Origin of the sequence: Paenibacillus sacheonensis (assembly GCF_009909195.1) — a bacterium.
Taxonomy (GTDB): Bacteria; Bacillota; Bacilli; order Paenibacillales; family Paenibacillaceae; genus Paenibacillus_Z; species Paenibacillus_Z sacheonensis.
Genome location: NZ_JAAAMU010000024.1, coordinates 63400 through 83221, shown reverse-complemented (window position 1 = coordinate 83221; position 19822 = coordinate 63400). Strand labels below are relative to the sequence as shown.

17 protein-coding genes and 2 riboswitches are annotated in these 19822 nt (G+C 58.0%); of the genes, 13 read left to right on the top strand and 4 right to left on the bottom strand.

The annotated features are described in order from the left end of the window. Positions 1-75 precede the first annotated feature (75 nt). The 3 genes from guaA (at position 76) to GT003_RS28455 (ending at position 4415) form a co-directional block, all read left to right on the top strand. The gene (gene guaA, locus GT003_RS28465; protein ID WP_161704402.1) at positions 76-1614 is read left to right on the top strand and encodes a glutamine-hydrolyzing GMP synthase; all 1539 of its coding nucleotides are present in this window, start codon (positions 76-78) and stop codon (positions 1612-1614) included. Positions 1615-1792: 178 nt separating this feature from the next. Continuing rightward, positions 1793-1893: riboswitch (purine riboswitch) on the top strand. A 130-nt stretch (positions 1894-2023) separates the two neighbouring features. Next, entirely contained in the window at positions 2024-3412 is a 1389-nt protein-coding gene (locus GT003_RS28460) for an NCS2 family permease (RefSeq protein WP_161704400.1), read from the top strand. A gap of 313 nt (positions 3413-3725) precedes the next feature. Beyond that, positions 3726-4415, top strand: a complete 690-nt coding sequence (locus GT003_RS28455; protein ID WP_161704398.1) for a phytanoyl-CoA dioxygenase family protein — start codon at positions 3726-3728, stop codon at positions 4413-4415. A 6-nt stretch (positions 4416-4421) separates the two neighbouring features. Here GT003_RS28455 and GT003_RS28450 read toward each other — a convergent pair whose 3' ends face one another. From GT003_RS28450 to GT003_RS28435, 4 genes are all read right to left on the bottom strand, one after another. Continuing rightward, positions 4422-4898, bottom strand: a complete 477-nt coding sequence (locus GT003_RS28450) for a hypothetical protein (RefSeq protein WP_161704396.1) — start codon at positions 4896-4898, stop codon at positions 4422-4424. A 241-nt stretch (positions 4899-5139) separates the two neighbouring features. After that, on the bottom strand, positions 5140-5802 hold the full coding sequence (locus GT003_RS28445; protein WP_161704394.1) for a TetR family transcriptional regulator: 663 nt from the start codon (positions 5800-5802) through the stop codon (positions 5140-5142). Between the two features lie 13 nt (positions 5803-5815). Beyond that, the gene (locus tag GT003_RS28440) at positions 5816-6613 is read right to left on the bottom strand and encodes a DUF2705 family protein (RefSeq protein ID WP_161704392.1); all 798 of its coding nucleotides are present in this window, start codon (positions 6611-6613) and stop codon (positions 5816-5818) included. A gap of 15 nt (positions 6614-6628) precedes the next feature. Then, positions 6629-7510, bottom strand: a complete 882-nt coding sequence (locus GT003_RS28435) for an ABC transporter ATP-binding protein (RefSeq protein WP_170312364.1) — start codon at positions 7508-7510, stop codon at positions 6629-6631. A 262-nt stretch (positions 7511-7772) separates the two neighbouring features. Further along, a riboswitch (purine riboswitch) is annotated at positions 7773-7873 on the top strand. Between the two features lie 192 nt (positions 7874-8065). On the opposite strand from GT003_RS28435, the gene purE reads away from it, so the two are divergent. The 10 genes from purE to purN all read left to right on the top strand — a co-directional run bounded on the left by purE (position 8066) and on the right by purN (position 19691). Next, complete coding sequence (purE, locus tag GT003_RS28430) at positions 8066-8551, top strand: 5-(carboxyamino)imidazole ribonucleotide mutase (RefSeq protein ID WP_161704390.1); 486 nt, start codon at positions 8066-8068, stop codon at positions 8549-8551. Further along, a complete protein-coding gene (gene purK / locus GT003_RS28425) occupies positions 8548-9717 on the top strand; it encodes a 5-(carboxyamino)imidazole ribonucleotide synthase (RefSeq protein WP_161704388.1) in 1170 nt (389 codons plus the stop codon). The genes purE and purK overlap by 4 nt, the downstream gene beginning before the upstream one ends. Before the next feature lie 3 nt (positions 9718-9720). Then, positions 9721-11016 (top strand): adenylosuccinate lyase, encoded by a 1296-nt coding sequence (gene purB, locus GT003_RS28420; protein WP_161704386.1) that lies wholly within the window; start codon positions 9721-9723, stop codon positions 11014-11016. A 239-nt stretch (positions 11017-11255) separates the two neighbouring features. Continuing rightward, positions 11256-12146 carry a phosphoribosylaminoimidazolesuccinocarboxamide synthase gene (locus tag GT003_RS28415; RefSeq protein ID WP_161704384.1) on the top strand — a complete coding sequence of 297 codons (891 nt, stop codon included), beginning with the start codon at positions 11256-11258 and terminating at the stop codon, positions 12144-12146. A 954-nt stretch (positions 12147-13100) separates the two neighbouring features. Next, on the top strand, positions 13101-13343 hold the full coding sequence (gene purS, locus GT003_RS28410) for a phosphoribosylformylglycinamidine synthase subunit PurS (RefSeq protein ID WP_161704382.1): 243 nt from the start codon (positions 13101-13103) through the stop codon (positions 13341-13343). Positions 13344-13347: 4 nt separating this feature from the next. After that, complete coding sequence (purQ, locus tag GT003_RS28405; protein WP_161704380.1) at positions 13348-14046, top strand: phosphoribosylformylglycinamidine synthase subunit PurQ; 699 nt, start codon at positions 13348-13350, stop codon at positions 14044-14046. Further along, positions 14024-16270: a phosphoribosylformylglycinamidine synthase subunit PurL gene (gene purL / locus GT003_RS28400; RefSeq protein ID WP_161704378.1), complete on the top strand. Its 2247-nt coding sequence runs from the start codon at positions 14024-14026 to the stop codon at positions 16268-16270. The genes purQ and purL overlap by 23 nt, the downstream gene beginning before the upstream one ends. Then, positions 16252-17733 carry an amidophosphoribosyltransferase gene (purF, locus tag GT003_RS28395; RefSeq protein ID WP_161704376.1) on the top strand — a complete coding sequence of 494 codons (1482 nt, stop codon included), beginning with the start codon at positions 16252-16254 and terminating at the stop codon, positions 17731-17733. Before purL ends, purF begins: the two co-directional genes overlap by 19 nt. 303 nt (positions 17734-18036) lie before the next feature. Then, positions 18037-19080, top strand: coding sequence for a phosphoribosylformylglycinamidine cyclo-ligase (gene purM / locus GT003_RS28390; protein ID WP_161704374.1), 1044 nt, complete (start codon positions 18037-18039; stop codon positions 19078-19080). Beyond that, positions 19080-19691: a phosphoribosylglycinamide formyltransferase gene (gene purN, locus GT003_RS28385; RefSeq protein WP_161704372.1), complete on the top strand. Its 612-nt coding sequence runs from the start codon at positions 19080-19082 to the stop codon at positions 19689-19691. Before purM ends, purN begins: the two co-directional genes overlap by 1 nt. Positions 19692-19822: the final 131 nt, after the last annotated feature.

Below are 19822 nucleotides of genomic sequence, written 5' to 3'. Positions count from 1 at the left end.
GCCCTTCGTTTTCTTGACTGTCCCATACCGCCTATATATAATTGACACAATGATTTGAGGGAGGCTTCTACAAAAGTGAACAAGCCAAATGAAATGATCGTTGTCCTCGATTTCGGCGGACAGTACAACCAGCTGATTGCAAGACGTATCCGGGATTTGGGCGTGTACAGCGAATTGCTGCCTTACAATACCTCGGTGGAACGGATCCGCGAACTGCAGCCGAAAGGCATCGTGTTCTCGGGAGGACCGGCAAGCGTATATGAGGAGAAATCGCCGCTCGTAGATCCCGCGATTTATGATTTGGGCCTGCCGATCTTCGGCATTTGCTACGGCATGCAGCTGATCGCGCATCAGCTCGAAGGCAAGGTCGAACGCGCCGGCAAGCGCGAATACGGCAAAGCGGAAGTGGATTTCGCCGCGGGCAGCGAGCTCGTGAAGGACCTGGAGAACCGCCAGACCGTATGGATGAGCCACGGCGACCATGTCGTTCAGCTGCCTGAAGGCTTCCGCGTCGATGCCAGCACGGACCATGCGCCGATCGCGGCGATGAGCCATCCGGACCGCAAGCTGTTCGCGGTACAATTCCATCCGGAAGTGCGCCACTCGCTGCAAGGGAACGAAATGATCCGCAACTTCCTCTATAACGTGTGCGGATGCGAAGGCAACTGGAGCATGAGCACGTTCATCGACGACACGATCCGCGACATCCGCGCGCAGGTCGGCAGCGGAAAAGTGCTGTGCGCGCTGTCCGGCGGCGTGGATTCCTCCGTCGTGGCGATCCTGCTGCATAAGGCGATCGGCGATCAACTGACTTGCATGTTCATCGATCACGGCCTGCTCCGCAAAGACGAAGCCGAAGGCGTCATGGAGACGTTCGTCGGCAAGTTCGACATGAAAGTGGTCAAGATCGATGCCAAGGAACGCTTCATGGGCAAGCTGAAAGGCGTGGACGACCCGGAACAGAAACGCAAAATCATCGGCAACGAATTCATCTACGTGTTCCAGGAGGAATCGGCGAAGTTCGACGATTTCGAATTCCTCGCGCAGGGCACGCTGTATACGGATATCGTCGAGAGCGGCACGGCGACGGCGCAAACGATCAAATCGCATCATAACGTCGGCGGCTTGCCCGAAGACATCAAATTCAAGCTCGTCGAGCCTTTGAAGGCTTTGTTCAAGGACGAAGTCCGCAAGGTCGGCGAAGAATGCGGCCTGCCTGAAGCGATCGTATGGCGCCAGCCGTTCCCGGGCCCGGGTCTTGCGATCCGCGTGCTGGGCGAAGTGACGGAGGACAAGCTGAAGATCGTACGCGATTCCGATGCGATCCTGCGCGACGAGATCGCCAAAGCCGGTCTCGACCGTGAGATCTGGCAGTACTTCACGGCGCTGCCGAACATGAAGAGCGTCGGCGTCATGGGCGACGCCCGTACGTATTCCTACACGGTAGGCATTCGCGCGGTGACGTCCATCGACGGCATGACGGCGGACTGGGCGCGCATCCCTTGGGACGTGCTGGAGAAGATCTCCGTGCGGATCGTCAACGAAGTCGAGAACGTGAACCGGATCGTCTACGACGTGACGTCGAAGCCGCCGGCCACGATCGAGTGGGAGTAAGGGTTATCGCGAATAACAAGACCGTTCGAGCATTCTCGGGCGGTTTTTTGCATTTCGAGGCCGATTCTTGCGATTTTTTGCCATTCGGTACGAAAACCCGCTATTTTCAACCTGATATCCGAACGTTTTCCATTGACAGGCCGTGAATAATCTAGCTAAAATGTTCACAGACTCAATACAAACAAATTGCATGTCTTTTCGTATAATCTCAAGAATCGGCTTGAGAGTCTCTACGAGGTCACCGTAAATGACCTGTCTACGAAGAGCAAGAACGCGCGCGCGAACGGTCCATTCGCGGGCTCCGTGTCTTGTTTTTGCGTAGAACCTAGAGAATAATGCCGAAGCGTCGGCGTTTTTCTCTAGGTTCTTTGTTTGTTCTGACAACATTTTTTGGGAGGGTTTTAGAAAAATGGGTGGTTTCTTTCGTTTGAAGGAACACGGAACAAATGTAAGAACGGAAATTATGGCGGGCCTTACGACTTTCATGACGATGGCATACATTCTGGCCGTCAATCCAAGCATTCTCGGAGGGGCTGGACTGAATGTCTACTCCGTGTTTTTGGCTACCGCGCTTGCGGGAGGTATCTTCACGATCGCGATGGGGCTGTTCGCTAACTTCCCAGCGGCGCTTGCGCCGGGCATGGGCTTGAATGCGTACTTCGCGACCACCGTACTGGCTTCGAAAGCGACGAATTCGCCGATTTCGCCGGAAATGGCGCTGACGGCCGTCTTCATCTCGGGTATCATCTTCTTGATCCTGACGATCACGCAGGTTCGCCAGATGCTGATCGTCGCCGTTCCGGACAGCTTGAAGCATGCGATTACGGTCGGCATCGGCTTGTTCATCACGATCATCGGCCTGAAGAACAGCGGCATCATGACGGTCGGCGTGGAATCGCTGAACGACATTCCGAAGGGCACGTTCACGGACGTCCTTGGCTTCGAAACGGTTCTGCACATGGGCAGCCTGGAGAGCTCCAGCGTCTACCTGACGCTGATCGGCGTGCTGCTGATCGCCGTGCTCATGGTACTGCGCGTGCCTGGCGCGATCCTGTTCGGCATTATCGGCGTGACGATCATCGCGATCATCACGGGCAACGTCAACGTGAGCGAAACGCTCAAAGGCCAAAGCTGGTCCCCGAACTTCAACGAACTCAGCTTCTGGGATTTTGATTTCAAAGGCGTATGGCACACGGGTCTGATCTCCATCATCGCGACGTTCACGTTCGTGGAATTGTTCGATACGTTCGGTACGCTGGTCGGTACGGCTAACCGCGCGGGCGCGATGAAGGATCCGGAAAAAGGCAAGAAGCTCGTCGGCAAAGCGATGTTCGTTGATGCGGTCGGCGTCAGCGGCGGCGCCATGCTCGGCACGAGTACGGTAACGGCGTTCGTCGAGAGCTCCGCGGGTATCGCGCAGGGCGGCCGCACGGGCCTGACGGCGGTTACGACTGGCGTTGCCTTCTTGGCGGCACTGTTCCTGTGGCCCCTAATCTCGCTTATCCCGGGCTCCGCGACGGCTGCGGCGCTCATCATCGTGGGCGTGCTGATGGTGCAGTCGATCAAAGAAATCGACTTCCAAGACATGGTGTTCGCGATTCCGTCGTTCCTGACGATCGCGCTGATGCCGTTCACGTACAACATCGCCAACGGCGTGTCCGCGGGTATCGTCTCGTACGTGCTGCTGGCAACGGTCGGCAACCTGTCGGGCAAAGGCAAATACAAAGTCCACTGGCTCATGTGGGTGCTCGCGATTCTGATCATCGCGCGCTACGGTTGGATCGGCAGCCAGGGCTAAATAGAGAGAGAGACTCGAGCACAGCGCGGACCGGCGCTGTGCTTTTTTATGCGTCGGCAAGCGTGCGATGATCTTCTGCGGCAATTTGGGCCAATCGGTTGCGCACGGCGATAGGGAGGCAAGCCGCATTTTATGATTCCCATGTTCGTGAATCGGTACTATAGTGAAACTAGAGAATGAGGAATATCCGGACGGGATCCGTCGTACATACTGCTCTTGCTCCCCATTCCGAATTTTCGGCGTACTTCAGAAGGTATGGCTTTGACGTGAAAGCGGTTCAATAGGTTGAAACCCAAGAGAGAGGTGTCTGCCCATGGATGCAAGGCTGAAGGAGCAGTTTGAAACGAACGGATATGTGGTTCTTAAGCAGCTCTTCAACGAGGAAGAGGCGGTTCTGCTGAAAGCGGAAGCCAAACGGGTGCTCGAGAAGAACGGCGTCGACAAATCGGGCGTGTACGTCGGCATGGCGGTCGCGAGCCCCGCGTTCAAGGAGGCAGCGGCGCATCCGGTGCTCGCGAATGCCCTCGGGCAGATCATTGGCGACCATGTGCTGTTTCTTAGCGACAAGGTGGTGTTCAAGAGCGCATCCACGGATTTCGGATCGCCCTGGCATCAGGATTATCCGTACTGGCATGGCAGCCATAAATTTTCCGTGTGGATCGCGCTGGACAACGCCGTGCCGGAGAACGGCTGCCTGCGCATCGTCCCCGGTTCGCATCACGAGGATGTGGAGCATGCGGATTTTACGGGCAGGGAAGAAGGCTTCACCAATCGGCTTCGGGATGAAGATATCGATCCCGGACGTATCGTCGATCTGATCGCTTCGCGAGGAGACGCGATTATTTTTCACGACCTGCTGTTCCATGCTTCGCATCCGAACAGCTCCGGCGAGGAACGCTGGGCGCTGATCTCGACGTACAAGGACGGCACGCTGGAAGATCCCGACTACGGCTGGGCGAAAGCCGCGTTCCGGGTGGACGGTCCGTCGAAGCAGAATGCATAAGACGGCTTACTGTTCCTTGGTTTGCTGTTCTTGAGCTTGCTGCTCCTGCGCTTGGCCCTGAGCCTGCTGCAGACGAGTGATTTCGGCCGCGTTATATTGACGCAAATGGCGACTGCTGATGTTTTTGCCTTTCGAAAACGTAATTCGAACGGAATCGCCATTCGCGAAATCGTCAAATGTCAGCGGCGTGCCGTCGGCGTCCGCAAGCTTGGTCCCGTCCGTTACTTTGATGCTGCATAGGTAACCGATATCATCCCTGTCTCCGTGTTTGCCGCGGTTCACTTGATCCGAGCAATTCACGAGCAATCCGCGGTCATTATCCTGGTTCTGATCCTGATCCTGGTCCTGATCCTGGGCTTGGACGGAGTCGATCGTCGTCTCGAAGGTTTTGACCGTTCCGCTCCCGCCCGTTACGAACCATAAGACAACGAGCAAGATAACGAGAAACGACAGCGCCAGCGTGACGAGCGTCTTTTGCTGCATGGAATTCTCCCCCTAATGTCCGTTTTATATGGATCTTTCTGGATAGATAGTAAACGCACTCGGGGCGTATGAAGTTGCACGCCGGGCAAACGAGTAAAACGAACAACGAGCAAAACGAGCCAACGAACAAAACGGGCAAAACAAAAAGGCGTTCGGCTGTTTCCCTGTCTTTCGGCAGAGACGCAGACCGAATGCCTTTATTTCGTATCCCGATTGGTTGTCATTCGTTGCTTCGGGCTTCCTACTTCCTATAGACCCCGTACTTCACCATGTCGATAAAATCCTCCGACTCCGCGATCAGCATCGCCTGCAGCGCTTCGTGCGTATAACCTCCGCTTTGATACAACTGCAAATATTTAGCGGAGTATTGGTTCAGCACCATCATCACCATGCGGAACACCTTATCCGGCGTGACGCCTTCGCGGAGAGGGCCGGATGCCAGCAGGTCGGTCTTGAACAGGTCGTTCAGCATGAACGGATCCGTGTATTTGGTTTGGTGCGCGGCGAAGAACGCATCGAGTTCTTCCTTTAATGCCTTCGGAGGATGCAGCATGGCCCGCTGCACCAGCTCGGCTTCCGGCAAGTACCGCAAGGTCACCCGCTGCTTGGCGAGGATGATTTCCTTGAGACGGTCGAAGAAATCCGCCGCGTCGATGCGGTTTACTTCTTCCATCGTCCGGTCGATCAGCAGCTGCGTGCAATGCGCGACGACGGCCATATATACGTTCTTCTTACTTTTGAAATAATGAAACAGGATGCCCTTCGAGATACCTGCGCGCGCGGTAATCGTGTCCGTCGACGTGTTGTCGTACCCGTTCTTAGCGAACTCTTCGATGCATATGGTCAGGATGAGCTCCTGTTTCTCTGCGGGAACCTTCGCGAATGCGGGATAAATGGGGCTCACCTCGTTCTGCGCGTTAGACGGCAATGTCTTTTTTACTATAATACCAGTACGCGGACAGGAAGCAACCGGCGATGACGACCCCCATGATGACGGCGTAGAGCGGATGGAACCTGCTCTCGGTCAGGATCTGCGCGGAATCGGCGTACTTGAACGGGCTGACGTATTTGAGCCAGGACAGCCGCTCGGAGATGCCCGCGACGACGCTGAGAAAGTACATGACGAACACGGTGCCGAGCGACACGGAGACGATCGATCTCGTCCGGCGCGCCACGGCGGAGAACAGGAAAGCGATCCCGGCGAAGGTCAGATGCATCATCAGCACCGCGAGCTCGAGCAGGAAGAACGCCTTGTAAGGCAGATCCTGGTCGGACGCGAATTGAAAGCCGATCAGAGACGACACGACGATGACGAAGTTAAACAGCAGGACGTTCGCAAGGACGGCTAGCCCTTTCTGCGCGATGATCGTCCGTCGCGAGATCGGCAGCGCGAGCAGAAACTCCGCCGTCTTCTCGTTCTGCTCCTTGGCGATGATGCCCGATGCCAGCAGGGCCGCGTAGATGCTCCCGAGCAGCGTCGTCATGAGATGAATCTCGATCCCGTAGAACCCCAGCAGGGTGCCGAGGCTGAGCCGGTCCATGCCGAATGCCTTCTGCATGCCTTCCGGAACGGCATTGACGAGGTTATCCATGTTCGCCTGCTCCTTCGCCATCGACGGGAAGATGCTTAAGTACATGAGAATAATGCCCGCGATAATGATGCTCCATATGATGAGGCTCCGTAAATTCCGTTTGAACTCTCTTCTGAACAGCATGGCGATCACGCTCCGTTATTTCATGTAATAGTGCAGGAATATCTCGTCGAGCGACGGCTCCTCGATCAGCATATCGCTGAAGGGAAGTTCGGCCACGCCTTGCACGAAGCTTCGCAAATCGCCTTCGTACAGCAGCTTCAGATGCGTGCCGAGGATCTCTTGCTTGACGATGCCGCGAATTCCCGACAGGTCGATGCTTTCGGGCTGCTGCACGGCGAACGTAATATGCCGCAGGTTGTTGCGCATCAGGTTCTCGATCGTCTCGACCTTGATCAGCGCGCCTTCCTTGATAATCGCGACGCGATCGCACATGCGCTGCACCTCGCTGAGCACGTGCGAGGAGAAGAAGATCGTCGTCCCTTTGGCGCGTTCTTCCTTGAGGAGCTCGAAGAACGTATTTTGCATCAGCGGGTCGAGTCCCCCTGTCGGTTCGTCCAGAATCAGCAGCTTGGGCTCATGAAGCAGCGCTTGTACGATGCCGGTTTTCTTCCGGTTGCCGAAGGATAGATCCTCGATTTTGCGGGACAGGTCGAGATCGAGCCGTTCGGCAAGTTCGGCGATTCGTTTCTCGTTCCGGCAGCGATGGAACGACGCGGAGAAACGGAGCAGGTCGATGACCTTCATGTCGTCGTAATAGAAAACCTCCGAGGGCAGGTAACCGATACCCTCTCGAATCTCCTTGGAATGCGCCACGATGTCCTTGCCGAAGATGCGCGCGCTGCCCGAGGTAGGGAAGATGATGTTGAGAAGCGTTCGGATCGTCGTGCTCTTCCCCGCGCCGTTCGGTCCGATGAATCCGAATACTTCGCCTTCTTCGATGGAGAAGGTGATGTCTTTGATGCCCCGGCTTTTGCCGTAGGTCTTGCTCAGCCGCTCGATGTCCACGATCGGTTTCAAGGGGATGACCTCCTTAGAATGGAAGGGAGACGAGCCGTGTTGACTGCCCAGTCAACTTAGTTATAGCTCGATTTGACTCTCCAGTCAACACAAAGTTGGTTGAGTTTTCTGACAAAATAAATCATCTCAACGATAGGATGAAAAGCATTTGGTATGAAATGGTGTCTAAATACGAACTATCGGAGATAATCCGATGTTAATGTTCGTGTTTTTGCGTTGACATTCCACGTGAGGATTGATAAACTAGAGATAGTTAACTTGATAAAAATTTGTCGATTCATCTCGTATATCCTTGGGAATCAGGCCCGAGAGTATCTACCCGAAAACCTCAATTTTCGGACTACGAGTCATTGCCGCGAAGGATCCAGGTTGCCGCCAAGACGGGGCAGCCTGATGTTGTCTTCACGTACCTGCCTCTCATTCCGGTCATCGGATGGAGAAGCCGGGAACGCCTTCGCCGCAGGTCTCGTGGGATCCCGAAGCATGCCAGGTTTTTGGAGCGATGCTGAGGGATTTTTTTGCGGAATTTTACCTATGAAGGGGTGTCGTAAGCAAATGGCGGTACAAGTGGGCGTTATCATGGGCAGCAAGTCGGATTGGGATACGATGAAGCTTGCCTGCGACGTTCTGGACGAACTGCAAATTCCGTACGAGAAGAAGGTTGTCTCTGCGCACCGGACGCCGGATCTGATGTTCGAATACGCGGAAAGCGCCGCGGAGCGCGGTTTGAAGGTCATTATCGCTGGGGCGGGGGGAGCCGCTCACTTGCCCGGCATGGTCGCTGCCAAGACGATCCTGCCGGTTATTGGCGTTCCGGTCAAGTCGTCGAACTTGAACGGCCTCGACTCGCTGCTTTCCATCGTGCAGATGCCAGGCGGCATCCCGGTGGCGACCGTGGCGATCGGCAATGCGGGCGGCACGAACGCCGGACTGCTGGCGGGCCAAATCATCGGCGCCTTCGATCCGGAGGTACAAGCCCGCGTGCAGGCGCGCCGCGATCGGATTCAGCGCGAAGTGCTGGAAAGCAGTGAGACGCTATGAGCGAAACGGCTAAAGATATGAAAGTGATTTTGCCGGGATCGACGATCGGCATCCTGGGCGGCGGCCAGCTGGGACGGATGATGGCGAACGCAGGCAGCGCGATGGGCTACCGCTTCGTCGCCTTGGACCCGACGCCTGACGCGCCTTGCGGGCAAGTCGCCCGGCAGATCGTCGCGGCGTACGATGACCGCGATGCCGCCAAGGAGCTTGCCGAGCGCGCGGACGTCATTACGTATGAGTTCGAGAACGTCGATGCCGGCGTCGCGGCAATGCTGATGGAGCAGTCTTACGTGCCGCAGGGCAGCGAGCTGCTTTACACGACGCAGCATCGTCTGCGGGAGAAACGGGCGATCGAAGCGGCAGGCGTGAAGGTGGCGCCTTATGCGGAGGTTCGCAGCGCGGACGAGCTTCGCGAGGCGGTCTCGCGCTTCGGCCTCCCCTGCGTGCTGAAGACGGCGACGGGCGGTTACGACGGCAAAGGACAGTGGGTCATTCGCGGCGAGGCCGAGGTCGACGAAGCGTTCGAGACGCTGAACCGGGCGGGCACCGAGCTGGTCGTGGAGCAATTCATCCGTTTCCAGAAGGAACTATCCGTCATCGCGGCGCGCAGTCCGCAGGGAGAGATTCGGACGTTCCCGGCGGCGGAGAACATTCACGTCGATAATATTTTGCATCTGTCCATCGTGCCGGCGCGCATCGACGCGGAGCTTCAGCGGGAGGCCGAGCGGCTTGCGGCGCGCATCGCGGAAGGGCTCGGCGCCGTCGGACTCATCGCGGTCGAGCTGTTCCTGACGGAAGACGGCGAGCTGTTCGTGAACGAGCTGGCGCCGCGTCCGCACAACAGCGGGCACTACACGATGGAAGCTTGCCGGACGTCGCAGTTCGAGCAGCATGTGCGCGCGGTGTGCGGATTGCCGCTGGGGGACACGTCGCTGCTGACGCCGGTCGTCATGGTGAACGTGCTCGGGGAGCATGTGGAGCCGCTGCTCGCGCTGGTCGCGGAGCAGGATGCTTCGGCCGAACGTTTGGGCGTCGCGCCTAAAATTCATTTATATGGGAAACATGAAGCCAAACCTAAACGCAAAATGGGACATGTCAACGTGCTCGCCGAGAATGCGGAGCAAGCGCTGGCGTGGATCTCTGAAACGAATATTTGGAGGGTTTAATTGATGCTACAGCGTTACAGCAGACCGGAAATGAGAGCGATTTGGACCGAAGAGAACAAATTCAAAGCCTGGCTCGAAGTGGAGCTTTGCGCCTGCGAAGCTTGGGTGGAGCTGGGTATTATCCCGCGCGAGGACGTTGTCGCGCTTCGCGAGAAAGCGACGTTCGATATCGACCGCATCAATGAAATCGAACTGGAGACCCGCCATGACGTGATCGCGTTCACGCGCGCGGTGTCCGAGACGGTCGGCCCCGAGCGCAAATGGGTGCACTACGGCTTGACGTCCACGGACGTCGTCGATACGGCGATGGGCTACCTGCTCCTGCAAGCGAACGAAATCCTCGAGAAAGACATCGAGAACTTCATCGAAATTCTCCGCGGCCAAGCGGTTGCTTATAAAGATACGGCCATGATGGGCCGTACGCACGGCGTGCATGCCGAGCCGACGACGTTCGGCCTCAAGCTCGCCCTATGGTACGAAGAGATGAAACGGAACCTGGAGCGCTTCCGCCATGCGGCGAACGGCGTGCAATTCGGCAAAATCTCCGGCGCTGTCGGCACGTACGCCAACATCGATCCGTTCGTCGAAGAATTCACCTGCCGCAAGCTCGGCATCACGCCGGCTCCGATCTCGACGCAGACGCTGCAGCGCGACCGCCATGCCGAATATATGGCGACGCTGGCGCTGGTCGCAACGTCGCTCGACAAGTTCGCGACGGAAATCCGCGCCCTGCAGAAGAGCGAATTCCGTGAAGTGGAAGAGCCGTTCGCGAAGGGCCAGAAGGGCTCGTCCGCGATGCCGCACAAGCGCAACCCGATCGGCTGCGAGAATATCTCCGGTCTGTCCCGCGTCATTCGCGGCCATATGCTGACGGCGTACGAGAACGTGACGCTTTGGCATGAGCGCGATATCAGCCATTCCTCGGCGGAACGTATCATCCTGCCGGATGCGACGATGCTGCTGAACTACATGCTGAACCGTCTTGGCAACATCCTGAAGAACCTGCAAGTGTTCCCCGAGAACATGAAACGCAACATGCAGCGTACGTTCGGCGTGCCGTTCTCCGGCCGCGTCATGACGAAGCTGATCGACAAAGGCTTCAGCCGCGAGCAAGCGTACGACACCGTACAGCCGCGCGCGATGCAGGCATGGGAAGAACAGCGCCAATTCCGCGACATCATCGAGTCGACGCCGGAGATCACGAGCCAGCTGTCGGCCGACGAGATCGCCGATTGCTTCAATCCGGCTTGGCATTTGAAGCATGTCGATACGATATTCAAGCGGCTTGAACTTATTTAAAAGCATACTCCGCATGAGAAAACGTCTTTCGATCGCTGTTGTACCCGGAATTTTTTGAATTTATCCTGTTCGGAGAAATTCCGGGTACAAAGGCGAACGCTTCAGGTGATTAGTGCATTTCTAGGCTGGGCCTGGGAATGCAGCATTCACCTTAGCTTCTACAGACTGTTTTCTCCTGCTCCGTACAAACCTTTTAAAAAAATTTCAAGCCCTTGAATGGGGCAGGAGGAGAGGGAGAAATGACGCAAGCATTGTCCACGGCCGCGGAATATATCAAGGCGCCGCTTATTTATAAAGGCAAGGTTCGTGAACTGTATGATCTCGGCGAGCATTTCCTGATCGTCGTGACCGACCGCATCAGCGCGTTCGACTACGTGCTGGATCCGGCCGTGCCGGAGAAGGGGAACGTGCTGAACCGCCTGTCGGCTTTCTGGTTCGAGCAGACGGCGGAACTCATGGCCAATCACGTCGTTCACACGGACGTGCATCGGCTGGGGGATCTCGTGACGAAGCCGGAATTGCTCAAGAACCGCATCATGGTGACGAAGAAAGCGGAGCGGATCGACATCGAATGCGTCGTGCGCGGCTATATCACAGGCGGCGGTTGGAGACAATATGTGAACGCATCGGGAATTAACGGCATCGAGCTTCCGGCCGGCCTGCGGAAGAACGAACGCTTCGCGGCGCCGATCTTCACGCCGGCGGCGAAGAACGACGTCGGCCATGACGAGGACATCCCGTTCGCGCGCATGCAGGAGATGGTCGGCGCCGAGCTCGCCGAGGAGCTTCGCGACAAAAGCATCCGGCTGTACGAATTCGCCCGCGCGTTCTGCGAAGAACGCGGCATCATCCTGGCGGACTGCAAATTCGAATTCGGCCTTATCGACGGCAAAGTCATCCTGATCGACGAGATCTTCACGCCGGACTCCTCCCGTTTCTGGGCGAAAGCGAACTATGCGTTCGACATCGAAATCGACAGCATGGACAAAGAACCGGTTCGCACGTACCTGCTCGGATCCGACTGGGACCGCGACAGCAAGCCGGCTCCGCTGCCGGAAGCGGTCGTTCAAGAAACGACCAACCGCTATCTGGCGATCTACGAAGCGCTGACCGGCAAGCCGCTGAACTAGCGGGCTTGTTCAGTCAGAGCCGGTCAGAGCCAGTCAGAGCTAGTCAGAGCCGGTCAGAGCCAGTCAGAGCGGCAGCTCAGGGCGAGCCAGGGCGACAGCCCAGTGCGAGTCAGAGCGAAGCAAGGCTCGGCACTTACTTGTCCGTGGCCTTGGGCTAATGCGATCCGCTCCAAAGTTGCACAATATGCAACAATTCAGCGTCTAGAACAGGCCGGTAAGCTCCAAAGTTGCTCAATATGCAACAATGAGGCACGGAAAGTTACGTTTGAGCCTGTTTCGGGACTAGAAAGCTGTATTAAGTGCAACAATCGAGCGATTTCAGCTAATTCGCGGGCTGAAAATTGCACGATGTGCAATATTCGGGCGTGCGCTTAGCTTCTGCTGAGCAGGGCCTGGTGCTGCACGAGTTGTATAGCTAGCCTGGATTGCGTGGATTGCGCTCAGGCGAACGCGTTCGAATACTTGCACCAATTCCAACAACACGCGGGACAAGCAAAGATGCCCCGCATCACATAAATCGCCGTGCGGCGCCACCCAGCCGGCACGCAGCAACTCGCCGAGCGGCGGAAAACTCGCCGGCCCAAAGGCAACCGCCAAGCGGCACAAGCCCGCTGGCCAAAAAATCAACAACGCCAAGCGGCGCAAGCCCGCGGCGCAATGTACCACCCGGCGGCGCACAGGCCGCCGGTGAATAACCCGCCGCGCGCGGCGAAAGCCCGCGCAGCGCGCATGCCGCTCCCAAGAGCATCATGCAAAAAGGTGTACCCGGATGGGTGGAGCAAATGCGGGATTCCCGACGAAGAGCGTTAGCGATCGCCTTTGAACTTGGGAAACAACCGCGAGGTTATTGTTCACGTTTCCCCAAGTTCAACAGCGACGGAGGCGGGAACTCCCGGCATTTGCGGAACGCTCCCATCCAAGCAATCAACCATTTTCCAGGAGGCGACCCCCCTAATGAAGGCTAAAGTCTACGTAACGATCAAAGAGAACGTGCTCGACCCGCAAGGCAGCGCCGTACAAGGCGCCCTGCACACGATGGGCTTCGAGGAAGTCGGCAAAGTCCGCATCGGCAAGTACATGGAGCTGAACCTGGATACGTCCGACCGAGCAGAAGCCGAAGCGCGCGTGACGGCGATGTGCGAGAAGCTGCTCGCGAATACGGTCGTTGAAGACTTCCGCTTTGAATTGGAGGGGTAACACGATGAAGTTCGCGGTAATCGTTTTTCCAGGCTCCAACTGCGATATCGACTGCTACAAAGCAGTCGAAGATACGATCGGCCAAGAGGTCGACTACGTATGGTATACGGCGACAGACCTGTCCGCTTATGACGCGATTCTCGTGCCCGGCGGTTTCTCGTACGGCGATTACCTGCGCTGCGGCGCGATCGCGCAATTCGCTCCGGTCATGAACGAAGTGGTGAAAGCGGCGGAAGCCGGCAAGTTCATCCTCGGTATCTGCAACGGGTTCCAAATTCTGACGGAAGCAGGCCTGCTCCCTGGTGCGCTGCTCCGCAACAGCGGCATGAAGTTCAGATGCCACCAAACGCCGCTCGAAGTCGTGAACAACGGCACGGCATTCACCAACCAATACAGCCAAGGCGAGATCATCAACATTCCGATCGCGCACGGCGAAGGCAACTACTACTGCGACGACGAGACGCTCGCGCAGCTTGAAGCGAACAACCAAATCGTGTTCCGGTATGCGGGCGACGATAACAACCCGAACGGATCGCTTAAGAATATCGCCGGCATCAGCAACGAGCGCGGCAACGTGGTCGGCATGATGCCGCATCCGGAGCGCGCGGTGGATCAACTGCTGGGCTCGGAAGACGGCAAACGGATGTTTACATCGATTTTGAACGCATGGAGGGAACAACATGGCGCAGCAGTTAACGGCTAAGGAGCCGACGGCGGAACAAATCGCGGATCAGCGCATTTACACGCAGTTTGGCGTAACGGATTACGAGTACGAATTGATTTGCGGTTTCCTCGGACGCAAGCCGAATTACACCGAGATCGGCGTATTCAGCGTCATGTGGTCGGAGCACTGCTCCTACAAGAACTCCAAGAAGATTCTGAAGAAGTTCCCGATCGACGGCCCGAAGGTCCTCATGGGACCGGGCGAAGGCGCGGGCATCGTGGATATCGGGGACAACCAAGCGGTCGTGTTCAAAATCGAATCGCATAATCATCCGTCCGCGGTTGAACCGTACCAAGGCGCGGCAACGGGCGTCGGCGGCATTATCCGCGACATTTTCTCGATGGGCGCGCGTCCGGTAGCGCTGCTGAACAGCCTGCGTTTCGGCAACCTGGAAAACGCGCGCGTTAAATATTTGTTCGAGCACGTGGTCGGCGGTATCGCCGGTTACGGGAACTGCATCGGTATCCCGACCGTGGCGGGCGAAGTCATGTTCGACGAGAGCTACGAGGGCAACCCGCTCGTCAACGCGATGTGCGTCGGCCTCATCGATCACGACAAAATCCAGCGCGGCGTGGCCAAAGGCGTAGGCAATCCCGTGTTCTACGTAGGTCCTGCGACAGGCCGCGACGGCATCCACGGCGCGACGTTCGCTTCCGTCGAACTCTCCGAAGAGTCCGAAGAGAAGCGTACGGCCGTCCAAGTCGGCGATCCGTTCATGGAGAAGCTGGTTATGGAAGCGACATTGGAACTGATCGATTCCGGCATCGTGGTCGGCATTCAAGATATGGGCGCGGCGGGCCTGACCTGCTCCAGCGCGGAGATGGCATCCAAAGCCGGCAACGGCCTGGAGCTCTACCTCGACGAGGTGCCGCAGCGCGAAGAAGGCATGACGCCGTACGAAATGATGCTGTCCGAGTCGCAGGAGCGCATGCTCTTCGTCGTCGAGCCGCAGCATGAAGCGCAAGCGCAAGAAATTTTCGACCGTTGGGGCATTATCTGCGTGAAGGTCGGCAAAGTTACGGATGACGGACGTCTCCGCTTGTTCCACCAAGGCGAGGAAGTCGCCGACATGCCGGTCAAAGCGCTCGTCGACGAGTGCCCGATGTACGACAAACCGTCCAAGGAGCCTGCTTACTATGCAGCGAACGCGGCGATCGACACGACGGCTTACCCGGAAGTAACGGATCTGACGGATGCACTGAAACAAGTACTCGGTTCGCCGACGGTGGCGAGCAAAGAGTGGGTCTACAACCAATACGATTACATGGTGCGCACGAGCACGGCGGTTCAACCGGGCTCCGACGCGGCGGTCGTCACGATTCGCGGCACGCGCAAGGCGCTCGCGATGACGACGGACTGCAACGGCCGTTACGTGTTCCTCGATCCGGAAGTCGGCGGGCAAATCGCCGTCGCCGAAGCGGCGCGCAACATCGTCTGCTCGGGCGCGGAACCGCTCGCGATCACGGATAACCTGAACTTCGGCAACCCGGAGAAGCCGGAAGTGTTCTGGCAAATCGAGAAAGCCGCGGACGGCATCTCCGAAGCCTGCCGCGTGCTGGATACGCCGGTCATCGGCGGCAACGTCAGCCTGTACAATGAAAATGCCAAAGGCGCGATCTACCCGACGCCGGTTATCGGCATGGTCGGCCTCGTGCAAGACGTGGACCACATCACGACGCAAGGCTTCAAAGCCGAAGGCGACGTCATCATCCTCGCCGGCGAAACGAAGCACGAGCTTGGCGGCAGCGAGCTGCAGTACGTCCTTCAAGGCAAGAGCGAAGGCCGTCCGCCGCAAATCGACCTCGCGGTCGAGAAGAAGCTGCAGCAGGGCGTGCTTGGCGCGATCAAGCAAGGCCTTGTCGCATCGGCGCATGACCTTTCCGAAGGCGGCCTGGCCGTCGCGGTCGCGGAATCCGCGATCAGCGGCAAGCTCGGCGCCGAAGTCAATGTCGTGACTGACCTGCGCGCGGACGCTGCGCTGTTCAGCGAAACCCAATCCCGCATCCTGCTTTCGGCGAAAGCGGATCAAGCGGACAAGCTTGCGCAATACCTGACGGAGCAAGGCGTTCCGAATGCAATCATCGGCGTCGTACGCAGCAGCGGACTGATCATCAACATCAATGGCAAACCGGGCGTCAATGCGCCGGTTGAGCAACTGGAGAAGGTCTGGAAGGATGCGATTCCATGTCTGATGAAAAAATAAAACAGCTGCCGAAGCTGTGGTTGGGCGATCATTACAACGAAGGCATCGGCCGCGATGATATTTTCGATAAATTGCGCGAGGAGTGCGGGGTGTTCGGCGCGTTTAACGTGCCGGACGCCTGCTCGCTCGGCTACTACGGTCTTCATGCCTTGCAGCACCGGGGCGAAGAAAGCGCGGGGATGGCCACGGTGGAATCCGCCAGCGGCAAGTTCTCGTACCATCGCAACATGGGTCTCGTGAAGGAAGTGTTCGACCAAACCGCGCTGGAAGGCCTGCCCGGCGACCGCGTCATCGGGCATGTCCGGTATTCGACGGCCGGCGAGAGCAAGCTGGCGAATGCGCAGCCGTTGATCTTCAAATACCGGGACGGCGACCTCGGCGTCGCCACGAACGGGAACATCGTCAATGCACCTTCGATCCGCAAGGAATTGGAGATGCAGGGCTCGATCTTCCAAACGACGAGCGACACGGAAGTCATCGCGCATCTGATCGCGCGTTCGAGCAAGGACTTCGTCAGCGCGGCGAAGGATGCGCTGCAGCGCATTATCGGCGGCTTCGCGTTCCTCATCATGACGAACGACAAGCTGCTGGTCGCTTCCGATCCGCACGGCCTGCGACCGCTTGTCATGGGTCGTTTGGGCGACGGCTACGTGTTCGCGTCGGAGACGTGCGCGCTGGAAACCGTGGGCGCCGAGTACGAACGTGACGTGCAGCCGGGCGAGCTGCTCGTTCTGGATAAGGACGGCCTGCGCGTCGATCGTTTCGAGAAGCTGGAGCGCCGCGCCACGTGCGCGATGGAATACATTTATTTCGCCCGTCCCGACAGCGACATCAACGGCATCAACCTCCACTCCGCCCGCAAGCGGATGGGACGCCAGCTGGCGTTGGAATCGTTTATCGATGCGGATATCGTGACCGGCGTGCCGGACTCCAGTATCTCGGCGGCAATCGGCTATGCCGAGCAAACGGGGATTCCATACGAGTTGGGACTGATCAAGAACAAATACACGGGCCGGACGTTCATCCAGCCTTCGCAGGAGCTGCGCGAGAAGGGCGTCAAGATGAAGCTGTCCGCCGTCCGCAAAGTGGTGGAAGGCAAACGCGTCGTGATGATCGACGATTCGATCGTCCGCGGCACGACCTCCCTGCGTATCGTCAACATGCTTCGCGAAGCCGGCGCGACGGAAGTGCATGTGTGCATCACGTCGCCGCCGTTCAAGAATCCCTGCTACTACGGCATCGATACGCCGGACCGCAAGGAGCTTATCGCTTCGCAGAAGACGGTGGAAGAGATTCGTCAGGCCATCAATGCGGATTCGCTGTACTTCTTAAGCAACGAAGGTTTCATCGAGGCGGTTGGCGGCAACGACGGCGAGTACAACCGGGGCATGTGCCTCGCTTGCTTCGACAACGATTATCCGACGCCGGTCGATCCGACTTCGGAGAAGAGCTGCAGCTGCTAGGGAGCTGCGGGATGGGGCTACGGGGGGCGGCCTCCGGCCGATGTGAGTCTCCGATCGCTGTTGTAGATGGAGTTCTTTGAATTTCAACCTTTGCGGTTGAATTCCATCTACAAAGGCGACCACTTGCGTTTCTCCGACTTCACATCGGCCTCCGGCCTCTTCGCTGCGCTCGACCATTTTTATAAGACCGGGGGAGCTTGCGCGTTTTTATGCGCGCTCTCGCTTTTTAAATAGAGATTCAACAACCTTCGGGCGACCGGAGGCGGGATTGTCCCGCAAAAACCTTTAAGGAGCTGACCCAGCGTGGCAGAAGCGTATAAACAAGCCGGCGTCGATATCGCGGCAGGCAACGAAGCGGTCGAACGCATGAAGAAGCACGTGAAGAAAACGTTCCGCCCGGAAGTGCTGACGGACCTTGGCGGTTTCGGCGGACTGTTCGGACTGAACAAAGACAAGTACGAGGAGCCGGTACTCGTATCGGGTACGGACGGCGTAGGCACGAAGCTGAAGGTCGCTTTTGCCATGGACAAGCATGACACGATCGGCATCGACGCCGTTGCCATGTGCGTCAACGATATCATCGTGCAAGGCGCGGAGCCGCTCTTCTTCTTGGATTACCTGGCTTGCGGCAAAGTCGAGCCTGCCAAGATCGAAGCGATCGTCAAAGGCATCGCCGACGGCTGCGTGCAGTCCGGCTGCGCCCTGATCGGCGGCGAAACGGCTGAAATGCCAGGCATGTACCAAGGCGACGAATACGATATCGCGGGCTTCACGGTCGGCATCGTGGACAAGAAGAAGATCATCGACGGCAAGACGATTGGGCCGGGCGACGTCGTGCTGGGTCTGGCATCGAGCGGCATTCACAGCAACGGGTACTCCCTCGTTCGCCGTCTGCTGGTCGACAACTCCGGCTACGGCTTGGACGAGAAACTGCCGGAGCTGGAAGGCAAAACGCTGGGCGAAGTCATCATCGAGCCGACCCGCATCTACGTGAAATCGGTGCTGGAGCTGATCAACCGCGTGACGGTGAAAGGCATGGCGCATATTACGGGCGGCGGCTTCATCGAGAACATTCCGCGGGTGCTGCCGGAAGGCGTCAACGTGGAAATCGCATACGGCTCGTGGCCGATCCAACCGGTCTTCAAGCTGATGCAGGAGAAGGGCGGCATCACGAACCGCGACATGTTCACGACGTTCAACATGGGCGTCGGCATGATCGTCGTCGTCGGCGCCGAGCAGGCGGAAGAAGCGCTTCGCGCCGCGAAAGAGCTCGGCGAGGATGCTTACATCATCGGCAAAGTAACGGAAGGCAGCCGTGTCGTGACCTTCACGGGAGCGGACGTCTAATGGCAGGACTTCGTGTTGCCGTATTCGCCTCGGGCCAAGGAACCAACTTCGGCGCGCTGGCGGAAGCGGCAAAACAACACAGGCTCGATGGCGCAAGCCTCGAGCTTCTTGTTTGTGATCGGCCGGGAGCTCCCGTGGTCGAGCGGGCTCGGGAGGCCGGCATCGATACGTTCGTGTTCCGGCCGAAGGATTATGCGGCGCGCGAAGCGCATGATGCGGAGATTCTCGCGGAGCTTCGGCGCCGCGGAATCGAGCTGATCGTGCTCGCCGGCTACATGCGGATCATCACGCCGGTGCTGGTGGAGCCTTATTACGGCCGGATGATCAACGTGCATCCGTCGCTGCTGCCGGCTTTTCCGGGCGTGAACGGCATGAAGCAGGCGCTCGATTACGGCGTCAAGCTGACCGGCGTCACGGTCCACTTCGTGGACGGCGGCCTCGACAGCGGTCCGATCATCGCGCAGCGTGTCGTCGAGATCGCCGATGGCGAGACCTTGGAGTCGTTGGCCCCGCGCATGCACAGGGCGGAGCAGCAGCTGCTCCCGTGGGTCGTCGGGCGGATCGCCGCCGGCGCGGTGGAGCTGGACGGACGTCATGTAGTTGTGCGATAGACAAGACCGGGAAACGGCGTTTTCGGGCACAAGAGGTGCACCAAGCAGCATTACATCGGCGGAATTCGGTAGAACAGAACCTATAGAAGAAGCGGGCTCGCAGCAGCCGCGCACTATATCATTCAGGAGGT